This is a genomic window from Leifsonia sp. PS1209, assembly GCF_012317045.1.
GTDB lineage: Bacteria > Actinomycetota > Actinomycetes > Actinomycetales > Microbacteriaceae > Leifsonia.
In genome coordinates this window covers 607,441-621,476 of record NZ_CP051154.1, presented here as the reverse complement: position 1 = coordinate 621,476, position 14,036 = coordinate 607,441, and the positions used below count along the sequence as shown (strand labels likewise).

Here is a 14,036-nt window from a genome sequence, read left to right as displayed (position 1 = left end):
GCGCCCATCCACTGGCCTGGCCGATGGATGAGCGCCGCGACGTTCGTGGACTCAGCCGCCGATGCGGATGAGCTTCTTGTTGACGAACTCGTCGGCGCCGAACCGGCCGAGCTCACGGCCGGAACCGGAGCGCTTGACGCCGCCGAACGGCAGCTCGGCGCCGTCGGCGAGGACGACGTTCACGAACACCATCCCGGCCTCGATGCGGTCGGCCACCCTGTCCGCCTGGGCGGGGTCGGTCGTGTACAGGTAGGAGCCGAGCCCGAACGGGGTGTCGTTGGCGATGCGCACGGCGTCGTCCTCGTCCACAGCGCGGAACACCTGCGCGACCGGTCCGAAGAACTCCTCCTTGGAAGCCGGGTTGTCCTCGGACACGTCGGTGAGGACCGTGGTCTCGAAGAAGGCGCCGTTGCGGCCTCCACCGCGCACCAGGGTCGCGCCGTTCTCCACGGCCCGCTTGACCTGCTCGTCGAGGTTCTCCGCCGCGCGGAGCGACGAGAGCGGCCCGAGCGCCGAGTCGTCGCTGGTCGGGTCGGTGGCCTCGACCTCGGCGAGCTTCTCGGTGAACTTGGTGAGGAACGCGTCGTACAGCTCGTCGGCCACGACGAACCGCTTGGCGGCGTTGCAGGACTGGCCGCTGTTGTCCAGCCGCGCGTCGACGGCGTTCTGCACGGTCGCATCCAGGTCGTCGGTGGACAGCAGGATGAACGGGTCGGAGCCGCCCAGCTCCAGCACGACCTTCTTCAGGTTGCGTCCGGCGATCTCGGCGACCTTCGCGCCGGCACGCTCCGAACCGGTGAGGGAGACGCCCTGGACGCGCGGGTCGGCGATGACCTGCTCGATCTGGTCGTGACCGGCGTAGATGTTCACGTACGCGCCCTCGGGGAAGCCGGCATCGAGCATCATCTGCTCGATCGCTGCGGCGGACTCCGGGCACTGCTCCGCGTGCTTCAGCAGGATGGTGTTGCCGATGATAAGGTTGGGCGCTGCGAAGCGGGCCACCTGGTAGTACGGGAAGTTCCACGGCATGATCCCGAGCAGCACGCCGAGACCGGAGCGGCGGATGACCGCGGAGCCGTCCCCGTCGAGCAGCGTGATCGGCTCGTCCTTCAGGAACTCGGCGGCGTGGTCGGCGTAGTACTCGTAGATGGCGCCGGCGAAGTCGACCTCGCCCAGCGCCTGCTCGATCGGCTTACCCATCTCGCGCACGATGATCTCGGCGAGTTCCTGCCTGCGCTCGACGTGCAGCTCACCGACGCGACGCACGAGGACAGCCCTGTCCTCGACGGTCGTGCTCTTGGCCCAGGTGCGGTATGCGTTGTCGGCCGCCGCGATGGCCGCCTGCAGGTCGGCATCGCTGATGGTGTCGTAGGTCTTGACCGTCTCACCGGTGGCGGGATTGGTCACGGCATAGCTCATAGCGTTCCTCGTTCTCGTGTGGTGGTGCATGGTCGACAGAGACGACACTAGATGCGCGCCGCCGGATGCGCACCTGTCACCCTGGATTGCCGGCGGCCGGGATCAGCGCTTCGCAGCCGCCACGACCGCATCCACGGCGGCTTCCGCTGTCACCGTCTTGGCCTGTGCTTGGGCGTCGGTCGTCTGGTCTGTCGCGATCGTGGTGGCCGAGATCAGCAGGTTGCCCCACACGGCCTGGACGACGGTGCTCACCGCGGACAGGTTCTGCCCTGCAGCCTCGATGGACATCGTCTGGCGCAGTCCGACGGTGGTATCCGCGGTGGTCGTGGCGGTGGCCTTCGCCGTCGTGACCTTCGCGGAGACCGACTTGCCCGCGACCTCGAACGACAGCGACACCGTGCCGCACTGGTCGAGCACGCTGTCGACGGTGGTGGTCCACGACGCCTTCTGCGCGGAGGTCAGCGGTTTGCCGGCGAAGGATGCGGCCGTCGCCGCGCCCGTGGAGGTGCGGAACTGCGCGGCGATCGCATCCTCGGGCACCCCGCCCTGCATCGCCGTCGCCAGTAGGTCGCCGCACGCCTGCGGAGAGTACGTGACGTTCGACCCGCCGAGCAGCTGGGCGAGTCCGGCGGCCCCGCCCACCTTCGCGGCTGCGTCCTTCAGCTCGCTGTCGGTGACAAGGGTGCCGTCGACGCCGAGCGCGGTGCCCGCCCTGTCCAGGATGTTCGCGAGATCGCGGGCGGAGTATGTGCGCTCCGAGGCGCTCGCGCCCGCGCTCGGGCCGGTGCTTGCGCCTGGGTCTGTTCCCGCTGTGCGCCCCGTCGCGGAACATCCGGCGAGGAATGACGCCCCCACCGCCAGCACGCACACAACGAAAACGGACCGACGACGTGTCTTCACCAGATTCTCCCCCGCGAGACGAGCGCCGCCGGGTCGCGGCGCACGGACACCTCCACGCTACCCGAGATGCCCGGCGGGGCCCTGTATCGTGATTCTCCCCATCGCCACTGATCTGGAGAACGAGTGACCTTTCGTACCGTGCCCGCGTTCCTCCTCGCCGCCGCGGCGCTCGTCCTCACCGGCTGTGCTGCGTCCGGAGAGGGCGAAGCAGCGACCTCAGCGCATCCGGCCCCTGCGCATCCGGCCGTTGCACTGCCCGCAGCCGGCGCCCGGTTCGACTACCAGCTGGGCGGTGCGTACACGCCGCCCGAGGGGGTGACCGTCGTCGAGCGCGACCGCACATCCGAACCGTCGGGTGCCGGCTACGACATCTGCTATGTCAACGGGTTCCAGACGCAGCCGGACGCGTCGAAGGCGTTCGCGGCCGAGCATCCCGAGCTGGTCGTGCAGACACCGGATGGTCCGCTCGTCGACGAAGGATGGCCGGACGAGTACATCTTCGACACCTCGACAGAGGACAAACGAGAGTCGCTCGCCGCGATCGTCGGGACGTGGATCCGCGGGTGTGCGGACAGCGGCTTCTCCGCTGTCGAGATCGACAACCTCGACTCGTACACGCGCTCCGACGGCGCCCTTTCGGTCAAGGACAACCTCGCTCTCGCCGCCGACTACGCCCGGATCGCCCACGACGCCGGCCTGGCGATCGCGCAGAAGAACACGGCAGATCAGTCGGTCGAGCTGAAGGCCGCCGGGTACGACTTCGCGGTGACGGAGTCGTGCTTCCAGTTCTCCGAGTGCGAGTCGTACACCGACGTCTACCCCGTGGTGCTGGACATCGAGTACACCGACGAACTCGGCGAGGATGCGTTCGGTCGCGCGTGCTCGAGTTCGGAGCGACCGCAGACCATGATTCTGCGGGACCATTCGCTCGTCACCCCCGACGACGACGGGTACGTGTACCGCAGCTGCTGAGTCGGGGCGGGAGCGTCAGGACCGCGCGAGGAACGGGTCGATCGCCGCCCACGTCGCTGCGGGCGCTTCCAGGTGGGGAAGGTGCCCAGCTGCGGGGATCTCGGCGAACTGCGCACCGGGAATCGCGTGGGCGACCGCCCGTCCGTATGCCGGGGTCACGATCCGGTCGCTCTCGCCCCACACCATCAGGGTGGGCACCCGGATGCCGCCGAGCCGGCCGAGCAGGGCAGGGTCGCTCATCCCGGCGCCCGCGATGGCGGCCATCGTGCGACCGTTCGACTGCTGCACGGCGCGCTGCGCGTCTGTCGTCAGAGCGGGATCCCGGTAGCCGCGCTCCGGATCGTGCCAGGCGAGCTCGGCGAGGCCGCGGGCGTCGAGGGCGAAGAAGTCCGCGACCGGCTCGCCGTCCACCATCGCCCCGACACCGTCGATATCGACCACGGCGCCGATCAGGCCGGCGTACCGCTCGTCCGCGGCGGCCTGCACCGCCATCTCGAGGGCGAGCCAGCCGCCGATGGAGGAGCCGATCAGCACGACGTCCCGCTCACCGCCGGCGAGCAGGCGCCCGAGGTAGTCGGAGGCGAGGTCGGCGACGGAGGCGATGGATGCGGGAAGCGGCGTCCCTTCCCACCCCGGGTGCGTCGGGGCGACAGCGTGCATGGTCGGCGCGAGGTGCCCGACGATCGGAGCGACGGTCTGCGGTCCGCCCCCGCCGTGGAGCACGAGCGCCGTGCGCGACGCGGGGTCGCCGGCCTGGACGAGAGGGAGGTCTTCGAACGGGGAAATGCTCATCATGCTCCTAAATCAACATGTTTATTTACGGATGTTGATACGCTAGCACTGTGACGACGAACCTGGAAGTGCTCGGCCAGACGATCAAGCGCGCGCAGTACCGCAACCACCGCACGATGGACGCCGCCCTGCGCGACGTCGGGATCAGCCTCGTGCAATGGGACGCGCTGCGCGCCATCGAGCGCATGCCCCACGCATCCGGGCACGACCTGGCCCTTGCGACCTTCCAGAGCGACCAGTCCTTCGGCACCCTGGCGACCCGCCTCGTCTCCCGCGGCCTCATCGCCCGAACGGCAGGCAGGGGCCGCCGCATCGAGCACGCCCTGACCGACGCGGGCCGCGCGGCGCTGGCGGACGGCTACCGCGTGGCCTCCGGGGTGCTCGACGACCTCTTCGCGCCGCTCGACGAGGATCAGCGGGCGACGCTGCTCGCGGTGCTGCAGGTGCTGACGGCGGAAGGGGAGGAGTCTCCGGGGCCGATTCTCACGCGTCGGTGATCAGCCCTCCGGGGCCGCGAACAGCGCATCCGGTTCGAACTCGGTGGGCGCTGCCGGACGACGAAGACGAGCAGGATGGCGCGGTAGAGGCCGGTGCGTCAAGCGAGGGCCGCCGCCAGGTACGGGGCAGAAGCGCTGGCGGCCGCACCGGCGACCTCCTGGGGTGTCCCAACGGCGACGACCGTCCCGCCGAGCTCTCCGGCGCCGGGGCCGAGGTCGACGACGTGGTCGGCGGTGGCGACGACGCGCATGTCGAGTTCGACCACGACCACCGTGTTTCCCGCATCCACCAGGCTCTGCAGGTGTTCGATCAGGCGGTCGGCGTCTGCGCAGTGGAGGCCGGAGGTCGGTTCGTCGAGCACGTACAGGGTGTCTGCGCGCTGGGCACGCTGCAGCTCGGAGGCGAGCTTAACCCGTTGCGCCTCTCCGCCGGACAGTTCGGTCGCCGGTTGCCCCAGCCTCAGGTAGCCGAGTCCGACATCCATGAGCGCCGTCAGGGAGCGCATGATCTCGGTCTCGCCGCCGAAGAAGTCGTGGGCCTGCTCCACCGACAGCGCGAGGATCTCGGCGATGTTACGGTCACGCCAGGTGATCTCGAGCGTGTCGTCGTTGTACCGGGCGCCGTGGCATTCGGGGCAGACCGTGTACACCGATGGCAGGAACAGCAGCTCGACCATCACCGCCCCCTCGCCTTCGCAGGTCGGGCAGCGGCCCCCGGCCACGTTGAAGGAGAACCGGCCGGGCCGGTAGCCTCGCGTGCGCGCCTCCGGGGTCTCGGCGAAACGACGCCGGACATGGTCGAACAGGCCCGTGTATGTCGCGACGTTGGAGCGCGGGGTGCGGCCGATGGGCTTCTGGTCGATGTTGACCACCCGGCGGACGCCACGAAGGTCGCCGGACACGGTGCCTTCGAGCAGTTCAGGGCCGTCGGCGAGGAGGAGGTCGTCGGATTCCGGAGCACTGTCGGCCAGGTCTACCGGGCGGCCGAGGTGGTCCCCGAGCAGCGCGGGCAGCACCTGGCTGACCAGGCTGGACTTTCCCGACCCGGACACTCCCGTCACCGCAGTGAACGCCCCGAGTGGGATTGAGACCGACACGTCGCGCAGGTTGTTGCGGGTGATCTGCTCCAGCTTCAGCCACCCTGTCGCCGCGCGCGGAGTCCGTGGAGCGAGCCCGCGCCGGCCGAACAGGTAGTCCCTGGTCACCGACTCCTCGACGTCCACCAGGCCATCCGGTGCTCCGCTGTAGAGGACACGACCGCCCCGCTCGCCCGCTCCTGGACCGATGTCCACCAGCCAATCCGCGTGCCGCATCACGTCGACGGAGTGTTCGACGACGAACAGGCTGTTGCCTCGTTTCTTCAGCCCCTCGAGGATGCCCAGCAGGGCGTTCACATCCTGCGGGTGGAGGCCGGCCGACGGCTCGTCGAGCACATACACGACCCCGAACAGCTCGGAACTCAGCTGGGTGGCGAGCCGCAGTCGTTGCAGCTCCCCTCCGGACAGGGTCGGCGTCGTGCGGTGCAACGACAGATACCCCAGACCGAGGTCGATGATGGGGCGCAGGCGCTCCAGCAGCTCGGCGGCGAGGCGGGCAGCCGCCGCGCGCTTCTCCACCGCCTGGTTCGGGTTCCGCACCAGGTCTGCGAGCCGGACGGAGAGCTCGCGCAGCGGAAGCCGGGAGAACTCGGCGATGTCGAGACCTTCGAACGTCACGGAGAGCGCCTCCGGCTTGAGCCGCTTGCCGTGACACACCGGGCACACGGCGGAGGTGAGATATTCCGCGACCCGCCTCTTCATCGACGCGCTCTTGGTCGTGGCGAACGTGTCGAGCACGTAGCGGCGGGCGCCCACGAAGGTTCCCTGATAACTCGGCTCCATCCCCGCGGAGATCGCCCTCCGCGTCTGCTCGGGAGTGAACCCCGCGTAGACCGGGGCGGTCGGCCGTTCCTCGGTGAAGAGGATCCAGTCGCGATCCTCGCGCGGCAGGTCGCGCCAGGGCGTGTCGACGTCGTAGCCCAGGGACACCAGGATGTCTCGCTGGTTCTGCCCGTGCCACGCCGTCGGCCAGGACGCGATCGCCCGCTCCCGGATGGTGAGCGAGGGATCGGGGACCATCTGCTGCTCGGTGACGGCGTACACCCGGCCGATGCCGTGGCATTCCGGGCAGGCGCCCTGCACGGTGTTGGCCGAGAAGTCCTCCGCGTAGAGCATCGGCTGACCGTCCGGGTAGTCCCCGGCCCGCGAGTACAGCATCCGCACGAGACTGGACAGCGTCGTGATGCTGCCCACCGTCGAGCGGGGGCTGCGCCCACCGCGCTGCTGCTGGAGCGCCACCGCCGGCGGCATTCCGGTGATCGAGTCGACGTCCGGGACACCGGCCTGGTCGATCAGACGCCGGGCGTACGGGGCGACCGACTCCAGGTACCTGCGCTGCGACTCCGCGAAGAGCGTCCCGAAGGCCAGGGACGACTTCCCCGACCCGGACACCCCGGTGAACACGACCATCGCATCGCGCGGGACGGTGAGGTCCACGTTCTGCAGGTTGTGCTCGCGGGCGCCTCGCACCTGAACATCCGGCTGAATCACGGACGGGTCTTCATTCGTCATGGTCTCCCGACCCCTCCTTCACCGCCGGATGCTCACAGCGTCGACGCCCGAGAAGGTGCGCAAGCCGATCCACCCATACTCCCCGGGAGGGCGACGAATCGGTAGGGGGAGACCCCAGACCCACGGGGATGCGACCCGGCGGGCACAAAAAAGCCCCGAGATGGCGAGATCTCGGGGCCAGTAGCGGGAGCGGGACTCGAACCCGCGACACCACGATTATGAGCCGTGTGCTCTAACCACCTGAGCTACCCCGCCGCTGCCTCCCGCTGTCGTGCCGGGAGGAGGGAGCCCCCTGTGGGAATCGGACCCACTACCTCTTCCTTACCAAGGAAGTGCTCTACCAATGAGCTAAGGGGGCGAAGCCTGCGCAGCTTCCGCTTCGCGTTTTTGGCAACCGTACGAGGATACCATCTGCGCGAGGGTGGTTTGTACACGCGCACGCCCCCGGCCCGGAGCGGCGACCACCCCGAGCCGGATGCCGTGGGTCAGGCCGCGTCGCGCTGCTCGGAGGCGCCGGACAGCGCATCCAGTTCGTCATCGGTGAGGTCGAGCGTCACCGACGCGAGGAGGTCGGGGAGCTGGTCGAGGGTGCGCGCGCTCGCGATCGGGGCGACGACGGTGGGCTGTGCCGCCAGCCAGGCGAGGGCGACGGATGCGACGGACACGTCGTGGGCGGCCGCCACGCTGTCGAGGGCATCGAGGACGGCGCGGCCGCGGTCGTCGAGGTACTTCGACGCCCCGGCGGCGCGGGCGCTGTCGACCGTGACGCCGTCGCGGTACTTGCCGGTGAGGAAGCCTGCGGCGAGCGCGAAGTAGGGAACGACGCCGAGGTTCTCGCGCTCGGCCAGCGCGCGGTACTTCTGCTCGAAGTCGCGCTCGACCAGGTTGTAGTGCGGCTGCAGGGCGACCGCGCGGTGCAGGCCCTCCGCCTCGGTGATCCTGAACCACTCCTCGATGCGCTCCGGGGAGTAGTTGGAGATGCCGATGTAGCGCACCTTGCCGGCGTCGACCAGGCTCGACAGCGCGGCGACGGTCTCCTCCAGCGGAACCGTCTCGTCGTCGAAGTGCGCGTAGTAGAGGTCGATGTGGTCGGAGCCGAGGCGTTCGAGCGATGCGTCCGCCGCGCGCAGGATGTTGTCGCCCGCGAGTCCCTTGAAGTCGGGGTGCTGGCTGACCTTGGTGGCGAGCACCACGTCGTCGCGGTTGCCGCGCGCCTGGAACCACTGGCCCAGGATGCGCTCGCTGTCTCCTCCTGTGTTGCCGGGCACCCACGCCGAGTATCCGTCCGCCGTGTCGACGAAGTTGCCACCCGCAGCCACGTAGCCGTCGAGGACGGCGAACGACGTGTCCCGATCGGCCGTCCATCCGAAGACGTTGCCCCCGAGCGAGAGGGGGAAGACCGAGAGGTCGGACGATCCGATGGTGCGGCGTGGTGCTGTCATTCGTATTTCTCCTTCGATGGCGTCGATTGACGGTGCTCTCACGCTAACGCGGAGTGCTGACGGCTATTCCGGGATCGTCTGAAGATGTGGAGAAGTTACGGCGGATGCCTACTGTGGAGAGATGCAGATCTCCGCGCGCCCCGATCGCGCCGACCTGACCGCCGATTGCGCGCGGTGCGTCGGCCTCTGCTGCGTCGCCCTCGCGTTCGCCCGCTCCTCCGAGTTCGCGTTCGACAAGGCGGAAGGCGAACCGTGCGTCAACCTCGACGACGGCCACCGTTGCCGCATCCACCCGGAGCTGCGCGAGCGCGGCTTCTCCGGATGCACGGTCTTCGACTGCTTCGGGGCCGGCCAGCAGGTCACCCAGCACACCTTCGGCGGAGGCGACTGGCGCGAGCGCCCGGAGCTGCGCGGCGAGATGTTCGCCGTTTTTCCGATCATGCGCCAGCTGCACGAGCTGCTCTGGTACCTCGACGAGGCCATCCTGATGCCCGCGGCGACCCCGCTGCGACAGCGACTGGATGCGGCACGCACCGAGGTCGCGCTGGTCGCCGACTCTCCCGCCCACCGCATCCTGAGCGTCGAGGTGGACGACCTGCGGGCGCCCGTCGCCGAGCTGCTGCGGGCCGCGAGCCGTCTCACCCGCGAGGCGAACGTCGCCGCTGCACCGCGCGATCAGCGCATCGCCCCCGGCGCCGATCTTGTCGGGGCGAACCTCGCCGGACGCGACCTGCGCGGCGCCGAACTCCGCGGCGCCCTCCTGATCGCCGCCGACCTGAGCGGGTCCGACCTGTCGTACGCCGAGCTGATCGGCGCCGACCTGCGCGACGCGAACCTCCGCGGCGCCGACCTGCGCACGGCGATCTACGTCACCCAGGTGCAGGTCAACGCGGCAAAAGGGGATGCGCGCACGCTGCTCCCCGCAGGGCTCGTCGCCCCGTCGCACTGGGCGGTCTAGAGCGCGCCGACCCCCGGCAGCGTCCACGCCGTGAACGCCGGTCCGCTGGAGGTGAACCGGATGCCTTCCTCTCCGCCGGAGACGATCGCATCCCCGACCAGCGGCGTCGCGGCGGCCACTCCACCGAGAGCGGCAGCATCCACCGTGAACGACACGTCGGCCCGCGCTGCCAGCACCAGCACCGACTCGTCCTCCGCCTCGCGCACGAAGACGAGCGCGTCGTCTCCGACGTGCAGCCACCGCATCCCGCCGCTATTGAGTGCCGGGTGCGCGCGCCGCAGGCCGATGAGCGTCGCGTAGAGGTCGACCGACGCTGCGGCGGTGGTGTGCTCCGTTCCCCACGGCAGCGGCGTCCGCGACGCCTCCCCGTCGATCCCGGTCAGCCCGAACTCGTCGCCGGCGAACACCACGGGGATGCCGGGCAGCGTCACCGAGAGGCCGAGCGCGACAGGCACGGTGCCCGGCCGGGCGTTGGTCAGGAAGCGCGGGGTGTCGTGGGTGTCCAGCGCGTTCATCGTCCCGAGCCTGGTGCGCCACGGGAATCCGGCCGTGAACTGGCGGTGCGCTGCGAACACCTGACCGCCCGTATACGTCGGGATGGTGCCGAACGGCAGCCCGAAGTAACTGGATGCGCTGCCCTCCTCCGACAGCCAGCCCCAGACCGGCCTGGTGAAGTTCGCGTACGTCATGGCGCCGTGCCAGGCGTCGCCCTGGAAGTCGCTCGACGCGTCGTTGGTCGACTCGCCCAGCAGGATCGTGTCCGGGTTGACGGCGAGCATCGTGGCGCGGATCATCCGGCGGACGGACTCGTTGAGGTCCTGATCCCCGTACCGCCCCGTCATATTGGCGACGTCGATGCGCCAGCCGTCGAGGCCGTACGGTTCCTGCAGCCAGCGGCCGACCACCGAGTCCGGTCCCTCGATGAAGCGGCGGCGCAGCTCGTTCGAGTTCCAGTTCAGCTTGGGCAGGCTGGGGACGCCGAGCCAGGAGACGTACTGCGTGTGCTCCTCGTTCAGCCAGAGGAAGAACTCGCTCTCCGGCGCATCCGGGTTGCCGTACGCAGCCGTGAACCACTCGTGGCCGACGCCGCAGTGGTTGGAGGTGAGGTCGCCGATCACGCGCAGGCCGCGCTCGTGGGCGGCGGCGGTCAGACGCGCGAGCGCCTCGTTGCCGCCGAGCAGCGGGTCGACCATCGCGAAGCTGGAGGCGTCGTAGCGGTGGTTCGAGCTTCCCGGGAAGATCGGCGTGAGGTAGATGGTGCTGATGCCGAGGCGTTCCAGGTGGTCGAGGTGCTCGATCACACCGTCGAGGTCTCCGCCGTAGAACTGCTGCGAGCGGCCAGGCGGCACGTCGTCGACCGGGTCGGACCAGGCCGCGGGGATGGCCCACGCCGGCGCAGGCCGGGAGTCCGCGGCGGCCGAGCGCGCGAAGCGGTCGGGGAACACCTGGTAGAGCACTGTCTCCTTGACCCACGCCGGCGGAGCGGAGAACGCGACGAGCTTGAAGTCCTCGGAGTCGAGCGTCTCGATGTCGTGCACGCCGGTGGCGTTCACCCACACCTTGCCGCCGTCTGCGCGGGAGATGAGGAACCGGTAGCCGTGCACCGGGTTCTCGACGATGACCGGAGCCTCCCACCAGTCCCAGCCGTCCGCGGACGCGACGAGCTGCGCGTCGGAGAACCGCGGCTCGTGGTCGGGGTTGGAGCGGGTGCGCACTGCATCCACTGCTCCCCAGCTGTGCGGGATACGGAGGCGCACCTGCACGTGGTCGCCGAGCGACGGCTCCTGGGTCGACACGTAGAGCGGCGAGCCGTCGTGGTGGGGCAGGTGGAACGAGGTGGTCATTTGACGCTCCCGGCCGTGAGTCCGCCGACGATGTATTTCTGCAGGAAGAGGAAGAGCGCCATCACCGGAAGCGCGGCGAGGACCGCGCCAGCAGCGAAGATACCGTAGTTCTCGGAGAACTGCTGCGACACGAACTGGAACAGCCCGACCGCCAGCGTCTGCTTCTCCGGCGTGATCAGCACGGTGCTCGCGATGACGAACTCGTTGGTCGTGCCGAGGAACGACAGCAGCGCCACCACGGCCAGGATGGGCGCCACCAGTCGCAGGATGATCGTGAAGAAGATGCGCGCGTGCCCGGCGCCGTCGAGCTTGGCCGCCTCGTCGATGGAGGTGGGCACCGTGTTGAAGAACCCGTACATCAGGTAGGTGTTCACCCCGAGCGCTCCGCCGAGGTAGACCATGATGAGGCCGAGCTGGCTGTCCAGGCCGAGCGCGGGGAACACGTTGCCGATGCCGTCGAGCAGCAGGAAGATCGCGACCATCGCGAGCAGCTGCGGGAACATCTGCACGAGGAGCAGCGTCAGCAGGCCGATGCGCCGTCCGCGGAACCGCATCCGGGAGAAGGAGTACGCGGCGAGCGCCCCGAGGAACACGGAGCCGACGGAGGTCGCGATGCCGATGACGAGAGTGTTGCCGAACCACGCGGCGTACGGCTGCTGCGGCAGCTGGAACAGGGTGACGTAGTTGGCCGGGTCGATCACCGAGAACGGCGCGTTCGCGGTCATCAGCGTGCCGCCGGGGCGCAGGGATGCGGAGAGCACGTAGACCAGCGGGAACGCGGAGAAGATCACCATGACCACGCCGACCACGTGCCGCCACCCTGTGGCGCGGAACCATTTCCCGAACGTCGGCCGACGGGATGCTGTCAGTGCTGGTGCGGTCATCAGGTCAGCTCCTCGAGGGCTTTGGTCTGGCGGAAACTGATCGCGGAGATGACGGCCACCACGATGAAGATGATGATCGACAGCGCGCTGGCGAGGCCGTAGTCGCGGTTGGCGCCGACGAAGGCCACCTTGTAGACCATCGAGATGAGGATGTCCGTCGCCCCGACGTTGATGCCGGCGCTCGCATCCTGCGGTCCGCCGTTGGTCAGCATGTAGATCAGGTTGAAGTTGTTGAAGTTGAACGCGAACGAGCTGATCAGCAGCGGCGCGAGCGAGACGAGCAGCAGCGGGAACTTGATCAGCCGGAACGACGCCCAGGCGCTCGCGCCGTCGACGCGTGCCGCCTCCTGGAACTCGTCCGGGATCGACTGCAGCGCCCCGGTGCAGACCAGGAACATGTACGGGAAGCCCATCCACAGGTTCACGAACAGGATGCTCGCCTTCGCCAGCCACTCGTTCGTCAGCCACGGGATCTCCGCCCCGCCGAACAGCACCTGGTTGACGAACCCGAACTGCGGGTTGAGCATCCCGGCCCAGACCAGGGCGGAGAGGAAGGCGGGGAACGCGTACGGCAGGATCATGGCGATCCGGTAGAACTTGCGGCCGCGCATCCGCATGTCGTTGAAGACGATCGCGAGGAACAGGCCGAGCACGAACGTGGTCGCGACGGAGAGGATGGCGAACGCGAACGTCCACAGGGTCACTCCGAGGAGCGGTCCGCGGATGGACTCGGTGGTGAATGCGCGCACGAAGTTGTCGAAGCCGACCGTGATCTGCCAGCCGGGCATCAGCTGCTTGCCGTTCGGCGCCGTGAAGGCGCCCTGCCCGGTGTCCGAGTAGACGGTGCCGGTCTTGCTGTCCGTCATGGTCCCCGCCGCGGCGTCGTAGCTCAGCGTCGACCGGTAGAGGTAGGCGCTGCTGCCGTCCGACGTGCGCAGTGCTCCGTTGTTGGGGTCGCTGCTGACGGCGACGCTCAGCTTCGCGATCTCGTCCTGCTTGTCGATCACCTGCGCGAAGTTCAGGGTGCGGTAGCCGGGAGCGGCCACCGCCGTCCCCTCATCGTCGAGCGTTGCACCGGACACCTTCTCGAGCGGACTGTCCGCCGTGCCGACCTCGACGGAGCCGTCCGGATCCGTCACGAGGAACCCGAGCTGCCCTGCGCGCTCGACGACGCTCAGGCGGTAGGTGGGCGAGTCAGGAACCCTGGCCTGCGCGGACTGCAGGAGGGCGGTGACCGCGTCCTCCTTGGTGCTGTTGTGCCCTGTGCCGTAGTTGGTGAACGCGATGTAGCCGGAGTAACCGATCACGAACACCTGGAACACGAGCAGGAAGATCACGCCGGGGGTGAGGTATTTCGCCGGAAGCTTGCGCTTGCCGAAGTAGATCCAGTTGACGACGAGCGTCACCGCGAGCACGATGCCGAACGGCAGCCAGCTCTTGTTGGCGAAGAGGACGAACAGCGCGTAGAGGCTGGTCGCGTCCACGATGCCGAGCAGCAGGATCTTCAGGATCAGCGTCTTCACGCCGACCGACGCCTCCTCCGCGACCCGCGCAGCGCGCAGGGAGCGCTTCGAGCGGGGAGTGGGGTCGTCTCCGCCGTCCGGACGCGACCGCTCGTCACTGTCCGGTGCTGTTCGCTGGGTTGTCGTCATCGCGCGGCCCTCCTCGACCACGGCGGCGTCCCGGCCGGTCTGCTGACCGGCCGGGACGCGCATCCGG

The 14,036-nt window shown here is 69.0% G+C and carries 11 protein-coding genes and 2 tRNA genes; 3 read left to right on the top strand and 10 right to left on the bottom strand.

What is annotated here, in order from left to right; all coding sequences use genetic code 11:
- Window positions 1-51 precede the first annotated feature (51 nt).
- On the bottom strand, window positions 52-1,419 hold the full coding sequence (locus HF024_RS03115) for an NAD-dependent succinate-semialdehyde dehydrogenase (RefSeq protein ID WP_168688602.1): 1,368 nt from the start codon (window positions 1,417-1,419) through the stop codon (window positions 52-54).
- Between the two features lie 102 nt (window positions 1,420-1,521).
- Window positions 1,522-2,319 carry a hypothetical protein gene (locus HF024_RS03110; protein ID WP_168688601.1) on the bottom strand — a complete coding sequence of 266 codons (798 nt, stop codon included), beginning with the start codon at window positions 2,317-2,319 and terminating at the stop codon, window positions 1,522-1,524.
- A 123-nt stretch (window positions 2,320-2,442) separates the two neighbouring features.
- On the opposite strand from HF024_RS03110, the gene HF024_RS03105 reads away from it, so the two are divergent.
- The gene (locus HF024_RS03105) at window positions 2,443-3,291 is read left to right on the top strand and encodes an endo alpha-1,4 polygalactosaminidase (protein ID WP_247597279.1); all 849 of its coding nucleotides are present in this window, start codon (window positions 2,443-2,445) and stop codon (window positions 3,289-3,291) included.
- Window positions 3,292-3,306: 15 nt separating this feature from the next.
- Here HF024_RS03105 and HF024_RS03100 read toward each other — a convergent pair whose 3' ends face one another.
- Window positions 3,307-4,083, bottom strand: coding sequence for an alpha/beta fold hydrolase (locus HF024_RS03100; RefSeq protein ID WP_168688600.1), 777 nt, complete (start codon window positions 4,081-4,083; stop codon window positions 3,307-3,309).
- 50 nt (window positions 4,084-4,133) lie between these two features.
- Between HF024_RS03100 and HF024_RS03095 the strand changes: the two genes are divergently transcribed.
- Complete coding sequence (locus HF024_RS03095) at window positions 4,134-4,580, top strand: MarR family transcriptional regulator (RefSeq protein WP_168688599.1); 447 nt, start codon at window positions 4,134-4,136, stop codon at window positions 4,578-4,580.
- Window positions 4,581-4,678: 98 nt separating this feature from the next.
- Here the strand turns inward: HF024_RS03095 and uvrA are convergent, their stop codons facing one another.
- From uvrA to HF024_RS03075, 4 genes are all read right to left on the bottom strand, one after another.
- Window positions 4,679-7,189 carry an excinuclease ABC subunit UvrA gene (uvrA, locus tag HF024_RS03090; protein ID WP_168688598.1) on the bottom strand — a complete coding sequence of 837 codons (2,511 nt, stop codon included), beginning with the start codon at window positions 7,187-7,189 and terminating at the stop codon, window positions 4,679-4,681.
- 181 nt (window positions 7,190-7,370) lie between these two features.
- Window positions 7,371-7,444 (bottom strand) — tRNA-Met (locus HF024_RS03085).
- Window positions 7,445-7,475: 31 nt separating this feature from the next.
- A tRNA-Thr gene (locus tag HF024_RS03080) sits at window positions 7,476-7,547 on the bottom strand.
- Window positions 7,548-7,674: 127 nt separating this feature from the next.
- Window positions 7,675-8,631: an aldo/keto reductase gene (locus HF024_RS03075; protein WP_168688597.1), complete on the bottom strand. Its 957-nt coding sequence runs from the start codon at window positions 8,629-8,631 to the stop codon at window positions 7,675-7,677.
- A gap of 121 nt (window positions 8,632-8,752) precedes the next feature.
- On the opposite strand from HF024_RS03075, the gene HF024_RS03070 reads away from it, so the two are divergent.
- On the top strand, window positions 8,753-9,589 hold the full coding sequence (locus HF024_RS03070; protein ID WP_168688596.1) for a pentapeptide repeat-containing protein: 837 nt from the start codon (window positions 8,753-8,755) through the stop codon (window positions 9,587-9,589).
- Here HF024_RS03070 and HF024_RS03065 read toward each other — a convergent pair.
- From HF024_RS03065 to HF024_RS03055, 3 genes are read right to left on the bottom strand one after another with little or no spacing between them, the layout of a single operon-like run.
- Window positions 9,586-11,433 (bottom strand): glycoside hydrolase family 13 protein, encoded by a 1,848-nt coding sequence (locus tag HF024_RS03065; protein WP_168688595.1) that lies wholly within the window; start codon window positions 11,431-11,433, stop codon window positions 9,586-9,588. The genes HF024_RS03070 and HF024_RS03065 overlap by 4 nt on opposite strands.
- Entirely contained in the window at window positions 11,430-12,317 is an 888-nt protein-coding gene (locus HF024_RS03060) for a sugar ABC transporter permease (RefSeq protein WP_085368705.1), read from the bottom strand. The genes HF024_RS03065 and HF024_RS03060 overlap by 4 nt, the downstream gene beginning before the upstream one ends.
- Window positions 12,317-14,032: an ABC transporter permease subunit gene (locus tag HF024_RS03055; protein ID WP_247597278.1), complete on the bottom strand. Its 1,716-nt coding sequence runs from the start codon at window positions 14,030-14,032 to the stop codon at window positions 12,317-12,319. Before HF024_RS03055 ends, HF024_RS03060 begins: the two co-directional genes overlap by 1 nt.
- Between the last annotated feature and the right edge of the window lie 4 nt (window positions 14,033-14,036).

What these genes read in the sequence shown, in the direction of transcription:
- HF024_RS03115 (WP_168688602.1), bottom strand. Translation starts at nt 1,419, where the DNA reads ATGAGCTATGCCGTGACCAATCCCGCCACCGGTGAGACGGTCAAGACC.
- HF024_RS03060 (WP_085368705.1), bottom strand. Translation starts at nt 12,317, where the DNA reads ATGACCGCACCAGCACTGACAGCATCCCGTCGGCCGACGTTCGGGAAA.
- uvrA (WP_168688598.1), bottom strand. Translation starts at nt 7,189, where the DNA reads ATGACGAATGAAGACCCGTCCGTGATTCAGCCGGATGTTCAGGTGCGA.
- HF024_RS03055 (WP_247597278.1), bottom strand. Translation starts at nt 14,032, where the DNA reads ATGCGCGTCCCGGCCGGTCAGCAGACCGGCCGGGACGCCGCCGTGGTC.
- HF024_RS03075 (WP_168688597.1), bottom strand. Translation starts at nt 8,631, where the DNA reads ATGACAGCACCACGCCGCACCATCGGATCGTCCGACCTCTCGGTCTTC.
- HF024_RS03065 (WP_168688595.1), bottom strand. Translation starts at nt 11,433, where the DNA reads ATGACCACCTCGTTCCACCTGCCCCACCACGACGGCTCGCCGCTCTAC.
- HF024_RS03070 (WP_168688596.1), top strand. Translation starts at nt 8,753, where the DNA reads ATGCAGATCTCCGCGCGCCCCGATCGCGCCGACCTGACCGCCGATTGC.
- HF024_RS03100 (WP_168688600.1), bottom strand. Translation starts at nt 4,083, where the DNA reads ATGAGCATTTCCCCGTTCGAAGACCTCCCTCTCGTCCAGGCCGGCGAC.